The organism is Megasphaera sp. DJF_B143 (genome assembly GCF_900320625.1).
Classification (GTDB): Bacteria; Bacillota; Negativicutes; order Veillonellales; family Megasphaeraceae; genus Megasphaera; species Megasphaera hexanoica.
Genome location: NZ_ONTA01000187.1, coordinates 1 through 10,472, shown reverse-complemented (window position 1 = coordinate 10,472; position 10,472 = coordinate 1). Strand labels below are relative to the sequence as shown.

11 protein-coding genes are annotated in these 10,472 nt (G+C 48.6%); 8 read left to right on the top strand and 3 right to left on the bottom strand.

The window, feature by feature from the left end:
* The 3 genes from DBO31_RS05775 to DBO31_RS05765 form a co-directional block, all read right to left on the bottom strand.
* Window positions 1-354 (bottom strand): choline/ethanolamine kinase family protein (locus tag DBO31_RS05775; protein ID WP_150824669.1); only part of this gene is annotated, 354 nt, incomplete at its 3' end.
* Between the two features lie 45 nt (window positions 355-399).
* Window positions 400-1,167: a response regulator gene (locus tag DBO31_RS05770; protein ID WP_059076742.1), complete on the bottom strand. Its 768-nt coding sequence runs from the start codon at window positions 1,165-1,167 to the stop codon at window positions 400-402.
* An 11-nt stretch (window positions 1,168-1,178) separates the two neighbouring features.
* Complete coding sequence (locus tag DBO31_RS05765; protein ID WP_150824668.1) at window positions 1,179-2,384, bottom strand: histidine kinase; 1,206 nt, start codon at window positions 2,382-2,384, stop codon at window positions 1,179-1,181.
* 364 nt (window positions 2,385-2,748) lie between these two features.
* Here DBO31_RS05765 and DBO31_RS05760 point away from each other — a divergent pair, with 364 nt between their 5' ends.
* From DBO31_RS05760 to DBO31_RS05725, 8 genes are all read left to right on the top strand, one after another.
* Window positions 2,749-3,048: a BMC domain-containing protein gene (locus tag DBO31_RS05760; RefSeq protein ID WP_059076744.1), complete on the top strand. Its 300-nt coding sequence runs from the start codon at window positions 2,749-2,751 to the stop codon at window positions 3,046-3,048.
* A 15-nt stretch (window positions 3,049-3,063) separates the two neighbouring features.
* Entirely contained in the window at window positions 3,064-3,363 is a 300-nt protein-coding gene (locus tag DBO31_RS05755; protein WP_059076745.1) for a BMC domain-containing protein, read from the top strand.
* A gap of 26 nt (window positions 3,364-3,389) precedes the next feature.
* Window positions 3,390-4,916 (top strand): aldehyde dehydrogenase family protein, encoded by a 1,527-nt coding sequence (locus tag DBO31_RS05750; RefSeq protein WP_072235732.1) that lies wholly within the window; start codon window positions 3,390-3,392, stop codon window positions 4,914-4,916.
* A complete protein-coding gene (locus DBO31_RS05745; protein WP_150824667.1) occupies window positions 4,917-6,053 on the top strand; it encodes a 1-propanol dehydrogenase PduQ in 1,137 nt (378 codons plus the stop codon).
* 23 nt (window positions 6,054-6,076) lie between these two features.
* On the top strand, window positions 6,077-8,641 hold the full coding sequence (cutC, locus tag DBO31_RS05740; protein WP_075582489.1) for a choline trimethylamine-lyase: 2,565 nt from the start codon (window positions 6,077-6,079) through the stop codon (window positions 8,639-8,641).
* Between the two features lie 94 nt (window positions 8,642-8,735).
* Window positions 8,736-9,695 carry a choline TMA-lyase-activating enzyme gene (cutD, locus tag DBO31_RS05735; RefSeq protein ID WP_150824666.1) on the top strand — a complete coding sequence of 320 codons (960 nt, stop codon included), beginning with the start codon at window positions 8,736-8,738 and terminating at the stop codon, window positions 9,693-9,695.
* A gap of 20 nt (window positions 9,696-9,715) precedes the next feature.
* Entirely contained in the window at window positions 9,716-10,066 is a 351-nt protein-coding gene (gene eutS / locus DBO31_RS05730; RefSeq protein ID WP_059076749.1) for an ethanolamine utilization microcompartment protein EutS, read from the top strand.
* Window positions 10,063-10,472, top strand: a 410-nt coding sequence (locus tag DBO31_RS05725; RefSeq protein WP_150824665.1) for a EutP/PduV family microcompartment system protein, incomplete at its 3' end; no start/stop codon positions are given. The genes eutS and DBO31_RS05725, both read left to right, overlap by 4 nt.

The window sequence follows — 10,472 nt, the reverse complement described above, 5'->3', positions numbered from 1 at the left end:
CATGAGTGAGACGACAATTTGTATATTTTCTTTCAGCTGCGGTCCCGTCTGGGAGAGGTTACGGCTGCCCGGCACGTAGGTCGTGATTTTGATACCGCTTTTGGCATCAAAATACAGGCACGGGCAGTTGATACCGGCCTGGGAAGCCTGGATATTGTTTTCCAGTTCCGTCTGGCGGTCGATTATCCGTTCTGTCATGCCGCCGGGCTGGCGTATGACATAGTCCTTGCCGTGGATATTCATGATGTAATTGTAATTTGTCAGGCCGCCGGCGAACCGTGATTTGTCAAAGCGCAGCGTTTCGTCATGAAAGAAGCGCCGCAGCGTGAGCTGTATGAGTTCTTCTATTTGCATGGTATACTCCTCGGATGCTGTAATGGGAATAAACGGTATGAGGGACTACTTGTCCTTATTCTTCTGACGAAACGTTTTTGGCGTAATTTTCATCTGATTAATAAACACGCGGTTAAAATACGATTGATCGGAATATCCGCACAGTGATGAGATGTGGCAGATCGATTCATCGGTGGTCGTCAGCAGTTTACAGGCATACTCGATTTTCAGGCGGTTGATATAATCGATGCAGCTGATGCCTACTTCTTTTTTAAAAATGCGGCTCAGGTACTGGGGATTCATGTAGACGTGTTCCGATACATCTTTTAACGATAATTTTCTCTTAAAATTGTCCTGGATATAATGGATGGATTTATCAATGACTTCCATGTGAGCCGAATCCTTCGGCAGGGGGATGACCGGCGTCGTCAGTTCCACCGGATTGCTGCCGGCGGGCATGACTGTGCTGGCAGCCAGAATCGTCTGGATGGACTGCCGTATTTCTGAAGGCCGGATGGGCTTGAGCAGATATTCCCGTACCTGGAGGCGGATTGCCTGCTGGGCATAGGAAAAATCTGAACAGGCGGATAGTATGATGACCGCTGCCTGGGGACAAAACTGGCGTATAACCGTCAGGGCTTTCATGCCATCTAATTCAGGCAGCCACACGTCCATCAGGATGATATCGGGCTTTGTTTCCCTGGCGGCTTCGATGGCCTGCGTCCCAGTAGTACACGTTATGATATGGCACTGTCCCCGCATCTCTTCTTCAACGATTTCTTTCAGGAACTGTTGTTCCAGTATTTCATCTTCTACGATTAAAATAGTATGCATAGGCTCACCCCTTATTGCCTGATGGGGAGATAAATGGCAATGGTCGTTCCACTGAAATCGGATTGTCTGACCGTAAGGCCGTAAGGCGTGCCGAAATAATGACGGATGCGGTTGTGCGTACTGAGCAGGCCGATTCCTGATTTAGCATGAGTCTTGATGCGGGAATAATCGCCATCGGCTATGAGGCTTAATATTTCCGGAGGAAAGCCGTATCCGTTGTCGTTGACGAATAAGGTGAAATCCTCTCCCTGTTTACGGGCCGTGATGCGTATGTTCCCGCCATTGCATTTGGGCGTGACACCATGAAGCAGGGCATTTTCCACGAGGGGCTGGAGAATCATGTTGGGAATCTGGTACTGCTGCATCTCATCGGGAATGTTGATTTCATATTCGAGGCGGTCTTTAAATCGTATTTTCTGGATGTAAAGGTATTTCTTGATGTTTTCCAGCTCTTCTGAAAGAGGATGGAGTTCGTTGTCCTGCTTTAAATTATAGCGCAGCAGGTCCGAAAGGCAGTATATCAGTTCTTCCGTTTTCCGCGACTTTTCGTAATAAGCTACGCGGGCAATGGTATTCAGGGTGTTAAATAAAAAGTGAGGATTGACGACGAGAAAACTATTTTTTGTTTCCAAATCGATGATTTTCCTCTCTAACAGTTCTTTTTCCAGAGAAAGCCGTCCGGCCTGGGTATCCGACGTTTTCAGGTCTTCGGCCAGGTTGTGGGCAATGTACTGGGCCATGCGTTCGTAAGTCGTAATCTGCGCCTGGGCCATACTTTGGATGCGGCCGATGGCTTTAGCTACTTCATGGGGTTCTATTTTTTTTGACTTCGCCAACTGACCGGCGTTCAGCATATACTTATGATACACAAATTGTTCTTCGTATATCTGGCCCCCCAGGAGGAATAACTGGAGGCCGGCAGAACCGGTGTGAATAGGAATGACAAAATTATACAATCCACAGTGGCAGGTAAACCGGGTAATCGTGTTATCTGGTGCGACACAATGGTTGTGATAATCTTCACATATATAATCCCGCCGACGCTGGCAGATTTTTTTGCAGAAGTCTGGTGACGGGTTTAATTCAACAATTGTATTGCCATCTGCTGTCACCAGCTGCAGGGGAATTTTCGAAAGCGATAATAAATTGTTTAATTTACGTAAGCTGCATCTAATGCGCTCCAGTAACAAATTTTTTTCATCTAACGGTATATTCATCACAATATCCCTTCTGACACGGTAAATCCGTGTCTATTTTTTGTTTGGTTACGATTCTGCAGGAATTCTTCTTATCTATTATACAAAAAAATCTGTGAGTATACTGATTTTTTAATACATTTTTGCATAAATAGTATGAATAATATAAAAAGTCTTCTTTGTACAATTTTCACAAAAGTAACAATTATAACAAGTAAAAAAAATCACATAGACAGCTCCTGATTTTTCAATAAAAAATCATACGGGCATGCTAGAATAGACACATCGCAAAAACACATATTACATATGAGATGTAATAATGATATAAAAAATTAATAAGACCTTTGCATTTTTTAAGTTTAACTCGAAGAGGAGCAAAAAGGTTATGAAATATTACGGAGAAGAAGCATTGGGCCTTGTTGAAACGAGGGGTATGGTGCCAGCCATATATGCCCTCGATGTCATGTGCAAATCGGCAGATGTCGTCCTTGTATCGTATGAAAATATAGGATCCGGCCTGGTTACGGTTCTGGTAAAAGGAGATGTCGCTGCCGTGCGGACAGCCGTAGAACGGGGCGCAGAAGCTGCTGCCAGCATTGGCACCCTGACTGCACAAAATGTCATGCCCCGCCCGGTGGGACGTGTGGGAACGATTGTTTCTGTACATGATATAGATACGCAGTAAAGGAGAACCGGACACATGGAACGAAAAAGAGATGCTTTGGGATTCATTGAAACATGCGGCCTGGTTTCTGTACTGGAAGCGGCAGATGCCATGTGCAAAGCGGCCGATGTAGAACTGATTGGATATGAAAATACGGCTTCCGGACTGATTTCTGTCGTCGTCCGCGGAGATGTCGGCGCTGTCCAGTCAGCTGTCGATGCCGGTGTGAAACGGGCAGAAGAGGTAGGTAAGGACCAGGTATACAGCCACGTGGTCATACCGAGCCCGCATCCGGATGTAGAAAAAATCGTTTCTAAATATGTGCTTGATTGGTGAGTACAGGAAGTAAAGTGGTGAACGGAATGAACAGACTCGACTATGATTTATGTTCTATGCAGGAAGCGCGGATCCTCATTGAAAATGGCCGTGATGCCCAGCGTATGCTGGCTTCTTTTTCCCAGGACCGGCTCGATGACATCGTCGCTGCCATGGCGGAGGCCGTGTATCCTCATGCCAAAGAACTGGCCCTCCTGTCAGCTGAAGAAACGGGATTTGGCCGCTGGGAAGATAAATACATTAAAGACATATTCGCCAGCCGCTATGTCTGCCGTCATATGAAGGGAATGAAGGCCGTTGGCATCATAGCTGAAGATGCAGAAAAGAAAACACTCGATATCGGTATCCCCGTTGGAGTCATTACCGCTCTGCCACCGTGCACCAGCCCCGTTTCTACGACAGTCTATAATGCACTCATTGCCATAAAATCGGGCAATGCCATTATTTTCTCACCCCATCCGAGGGCACAAAAAGTAATCGGGCGGACACTGGACATCCTCATAGATGCCGGAATCAAAGCGGGGATGCCCGAATGTGCCGTAGAATACCTCAGGACTGTTACCCTGAGCGGTACGAAAGAGATGATCTATCATAAAGATACATCGCTGATCCTGATTACCAGTGTTCCCAGACTGCTCCCACTGGTACATGCATCGGGAAAACCGGCTATTTACGGCGGTCCCGGCAATGGACCGGCCTTTATAGAAAAGACGGCTGATGTAAAAAAAGCAGTCCGGGACATCGTATTCAGCCGCACCTTTGATAACGGTATTATTTCAGCGGCAGAGCAATCCATCGTCGCTGAAGAATGCATAGCAGAAGACGTACGTCAGGAACTGAAACATCAGGGGGCGTACTTTCTGAATGAAGAAGAAACAGAAACAATCGGCAAGGCACTATTCCATCACGACGGCAGTATCAACCTGCAGTACGTCGGACGGCCGGCTGCGGAAATTGCCAGTATGAACGGTATTGCCGTACCGGCCGGGACGACCGTACTCATTTCTGAGCAGAAGTACGCCGATCTCTGCAATCCCTATGCCCGGGAGAAATTGTGTCCTGTCCTGGCATTTTATGTAGAAAGAGATTGGAGAAATGCCTGTGAAAAATGCATTGAACTCCTGTGCAATAAAGGGCTGGGCAATATGTTGGTCATTCATTCGCAGAATGAAGAAGTCATCCGGGAATTTGCCCTGAAAAAACCTGTTTCCCGCGTACTGGTCAATACGCCGGCAACGGTCGGCGGCATGGGAGCGACAACTAATCTGTTTCCTGCCTTTACTTTAGGACTGGGAGCGGCCGGCGGCACCATAACGTCGGATAACGTATCGCCCATGAATCTGATTAATATCCGAAAGGTTGGATATGGTGTCCGTAACCTGGGCGAACTGGTACAGGATATTACCGGAACCGGCCAGATGCAGCAGCGGACGAACCCGGCCCAGATAATGGACCGGATGAGGAATGAACAGGAAAAAGCAGCCGTTTCAGGCCTGATAGAAGAAATCGTGAGTGAATTGAAAAAACAAGGGATATATGGAGGCGATAGATAAATGAAAGAATTTGAGATCAAGCCCAGAATCTATTTCGACGAAGGCTCCCTCGAATATTTACGCGAAGTAAAGAGCAAGAATGCATTTATCCTGTCTGATGGCATCATGGAAAAATTAGGCTATCTGAAGCAGGCTGTTGATTTTCTTGAATCGGCCGGTGTCCAGTGTGATGTATATACCAATATCAAACCGGAACCGGACTTGTTGGCAGTCATGGATTCGCTGGAACATTACATGGTACATCAGGGGCATACGGTCATCGCCTTCGGCGGCGGGTCTGCTATGGATACAGCCAAGGCTATGATTTATTTTCTCCATCAGGCCGTGTCCAAGACCGGTAAATCCTTTAATAAACCTCAGTTCATAGCCATTCCGACGACGAGCGGTACCGGATCGGAAGTGACGGATTTTTCCGTTATTACTATTAATGGAAAGAAGACGGCATTGATTGATGATCTCATGGCACCGGATATTGCCATCCTCGATTCCACCTGCACGAGAAGCCTGCCGCTACAAGTCATTGCCGACACGGGACTGGATGCGCTGGTTCACGCAGTAGAAGCGTATGTATCCAATAAAGCAACGGACTGTACGGACGCTCTGGCTGAAAAGGCCGTTTATATCCTCTGCCATAACCTGGTCCGTTTTTATCGTAATTCAGAAGATAAGGATGCACGGGAATGCATCCAGCGTGCATCCTGTCTGGCCGGTATGGCTTTTACTAATGCCAATCTGGGAATTACCCACAGTATGGCCCACGCGTTCGGCGGCACATTCCACCTCTCCCACGGCCGTTCCAATGCTCTTTTGATGGAGAAAGTCATCGAATATAATGCCAATCTCAAAGATACATCGGATCAGCAGGTTGCGGCCAAGTACGGCCAGCTGGCACGGATCCTGGGACTTCCTGCCCGGACGACCCGCGAAGGGTATGTCAACTTTCTGCAGGCTGTACGCCAGCTGAAACGAGATTTGCATATTCCAGCGTCTATCAGAGCGGCGGGGATTCAGGAAGAGGAATTCATGGCTGCGACAGGGAAGATGGCGGAACAGGCCCTGGCAGACCGCTGCACGCCGTCGAATCCCCGTACACCTGCAAAGGAAGATATTATAGCTATTTATAAAGCGGCTTATTAAGAGAGAAAGTGAGGGAATATACATTGGACGAAAAAGAATTCTCCAGTAAATTTGCACAGGCGACGGCCCATTTGTCGCCCGAAGAAAAGAAAGCAGTTATGAAATTGTTTGCTGGTATCTCTGCGCAGCTTTCAGGCGGCAAAGCCAGTGTGGCAGTCACGGCTCCGGCAACACAGACGTTCCATAATGCTGTCGATGACGATGAAGAAATTACCGGTCTGACACCACGACTGGAAAGGCTGAAAGCGGCCTATCTGAAAGTAAAGCCCAGCGTTTCCGTACAGCGTGCTGTCGTTACGACGGAAGTGTACCGGAACAATGCCGGCCTGCCGCTGAAGATGCTTCGCGCCCTGGCTTTTAAAAAAGCCTGCGAAACGGCACCGCTTCTCATTCAGCCTGATGAACTGATCATCGGTCATCCCTGTGGCCGTCCCCGCGCCGGCAGTGTTTCTCCGGAAATTGCATGGCGCTGGATCCGCGACGAACTGGATACCATGTCTACCCGGCCTCAGGATCCGTTCCAGATCAGCGAGGAAGATAAACGGACGCTGCGGGAAAAAGTATTTCCCTTCTGGGAAGGCCGCAGCCTCGATGAAATATGCCAGAAACAATATGAAGATGCCGGCGTATGGTCTTTTTCCGGCGAATCCTTCGTCAGCGATCTGTCTTATCATCAGGTAAATGGCGGTGGCGACACCTGCCCGGGTTATGATGTCATCCTGGTAAAAAAAGGTGTCAACGGCGTGCGGCAGGAAGCTGTTGAAAAGCTGAAGACGCTCAATATGGACCGGCCGAAAGACATTGATAAAATTTACTTCTATAAAGCCGAAATCATGGTCTGTGACGGTGTCCTTGCCTATGCTAAACGCCTTTCTGATTATGCCAAGCAGCTTGGCGATCAGGAAAGCAATCCCCAGCGCCGCCAGGAATTATACCAGCTGTCGGATATTATGGCCCATGTACCGGCCAATCCGCCCCGTACCTTCCATGAAGGGCTCCAGTCCGTATGGACCATGGAATCTCTGTTCAACATTGCTGAAAACCAGACGGGTATTTCCCTGGGCCGTCTCGACCAGTACTTATATCCCGTCTACAAAGCGGATCGTGAAGCCGGACGCATTACGAAAAAAGAAGCTTTTGAACTGTTATGCTGCTTCATCATCAAATGCTCGGAAGTCATGTGGCTTTCCAGCGAAGCAGCGGCAAAATATTTTGCCGGTTATCAGCCTTTCGTAAACTGCACCATAGGTGGTCAGAAACGGACTGGCGGTGATGCCTGCAACAATCTGACTTATCTCATCATGGATGCCGTCCGCTTCATTAAGATGTATCAGCCATCCCTGGCCTGCCGGATTCATAATCAGTCGCCGCAGAAATACATGAAGAAAATCGTCGATGTCGTCCGCGCTGGCATGGGCTTCCCGGCCTGCCATTTTGATGATACGCATATCAAGATGATGCTGGCAAAAGGGTTCTCCCTGGAAGACGCCCGCGATTACTGCCTCATGGGATGTGTTGAACCACAGAAATCAGGCCGCATTTATCAGTGGACCTCGACAGGCTACACCCAGTGGCCCATTGCCATTGAATTTGTATTTAACCACGGCGTCATGAGATGGCATGGTACGAAGCAGGGCCTTGACCTGGGCGATCTCAGTCAGTTCAAGACCTATGAGGATTTCGATAAAGCCGTAAAAAAACAAATTCAGCATATTATCCGCCTTTCGGCTATCGGCACGGTCATCAGCCAGCGGGTACACCGCGATTATGCGCCAAAGCCGTTCATGTCCAGCCTCGTCGAAGGATGCATGGAAAAAGGTCTGGATGTTACTGAAGGCGGCGCTATGGTCAACAGCGGCCCAGGTCTCATTTTCTCCGGCCTCAGCACGTACGCCGATTCTATGGCTGCCATCAAGAAGCTGGTATACGATGATAAAAAATATACACTGGAACAATTCAAGGAAGCACTGGATGCCAACTTTGAGGGCTTTGACCAGCTGAGGACAGACTGCATGAATGCACCGAAGTTCGGGAATGACGACAATTATGTCGATTCTATCGCCGCCGATATTGTCAACTGGACGGAAGATGAACATAATAAATTCGATATGCTCTATGCCAAGTTCAGTCATGGTACATTGTCTATTTCCAATAACACTCCTATTGGCGAGCTTACCGGTGCGACGCCGAACGGGCGTCTGGCTTGGACACCGCTTTCAGACGGTATCAGTCCGACCCAGGGTGCCGATAAACTGGGCCCGACGGCTATCATCAAGTCGGTCAGCAAGATGAATTGTGACGCCATGACCATCGGCATGGTTCATAATTTCAAGCTTCTCAAAGGCATACTGGAAACGCCGGAAGGGGAAAATGGCCTGATTACGCTGTTGCGTACGGCGTCGATTCTCGGAAATGGACAGATGCAGTTTAGTTACGTCGATAATGAAGTACTCAAGAAGGCGCAGAAAGAACCGGACAAGTACCGGGATCTGATTATCCGTGTTGCTGGTTACAGTGCGTACTTCGTCGAATTGTGTAAAGAAGTACAGGATGAAATTATCAGCCGTACCATGCTGGATCATTTCTAAACCTTACGACCGGAAGACTGGCGGTCCGGTTTTCTGGACCGGGCCGCAGGTTCCGGAATGTATGGCCGATAATTCCTGAAGGGAAAGTGTGAGTATGAGATTACAACAGTTCCGGAGATTGGAACGAAAAGCAAGAATCTTCAACATGCAGAAATATTCCATCTATGACGGACCTGGCATACGCACCATCATATTTTTTAAAGGCTGCCCGCTGCGATGCCGCTGGTGTGCCAATCCGGAAGGGCTGGAGCGGAGGTATCAGGTCATGTTCCAGCAGGAATTGTGCATTCACTGCGGTAAATGTGTTCCCGGCTGCCCCGTCCAGATTCATTATTTAGATGAATCGGGTGACAGGCCGGAGCATAAACTGCACCGCGATATAGACTGTATAGGCTGCCGGACTTGTGAAAGCGTCTGTCCCAGACAGGCTCTCAATGTAGTGGGCCAGGATCTGACTCTGACGGAGGTGTTGGATTTTATTCAGCAGGATGCCGCCTTTTACCGGAGTTCTGGTGGCGGTGTTACATTGAGCGGCGGTGAAGTATGTATGCAGCCAGCCTTTGCGGCCAATCTTCTCATGGAATGTAAAAAACTGGGCATTAATACGGCCATCGAAACCTGCGGGTATGCCGGGCTCGATGCTCTGCTGGAAATAGCCCGGTTCAATGATTTATTCTTATACGATATTAAAAATATTGATTCAGACCAGCATGAGATGCTGACCGGGGTGCGGAACGAAAGGATACTCCACAATCTGACAGAACTGATAAACCGGGGTTACCGGGTCAAAGTCCGCATGCCTATGATAAAAGGGCTGAACACGTCAGAAGATGTCATCCGCCGGGCCATGGAGTTTTTAAAACCTTTCCAGGGACGACCGAATTTTCTCGGTGTAGACCTCCTGCCCTATCATAAGCTGGGAGTCAACAAGTATAAACAGCTTGGCAAACCCTATGGCATCGAAGAAGATGTATCCATGACCAAAGAAGATCTGGACCGCATCGAAAGCTGGATTACAGAGTATGGTATGGATGCCAATGTCATCAGGCATTAATGCCAGATGGAGGCGTGCCTATGACTAATGAATTTGAAAATAAGACGCGCATTATTCAGGAATATGTCCCCGGAAAACAGGTAACACTGGCCCACGTGATTGCCTCTCCGGTCGAAGATATTTACGAGCGGCTGGGCATTGAAGGAAAAGGAGCTATCGGTATTGCCACACTGACTCCCTGCGAGACAGCGATTATTGCGGCCGATATAGCGACTAAGGCGTCGGATGTGGAAATCGGTTTTCTGGACCGCTTCACGGGCTCGTTGGTGATTTCCGGAGATGTAGCCAGTGTGGAGACGGCCATGAAGGCCATAAATACGACACTGGAAACACTATTGGGATTCACACCTGCCAGGATTACACGGACATGAAGAAGCGCATCATGATTATAGGCGCAGGACAGTCGGGCAAATCGACACTGGCCAACTGGCTGAATCAGACGGACCGGCCGCTGCGCAAAACACAGGATGCCATTTATGGCAGACGCACCATTGATATACCCGGTGCGTATTTAGAAAATACCTGGATGTACAAATATATCATCGCCTTATCCCAGGGAGCGTCCCATATACTGATCCTGGTAGACCAGTCCCGCCCTGTTGAAGTATATTCTCCCGGATTTGCCTGTATTTTTACCTGTCCTGTTACGGGCATAATCACGAAATGCGATGAACATCCGGAAAATTACGATATGTGTGTAAGACAGCTCCGGCGCTGTGGTATACAAGAAGTCATTCTTCCTATTTCCCTCAGGACGGGGGCTGGCCTTGCGGCGTT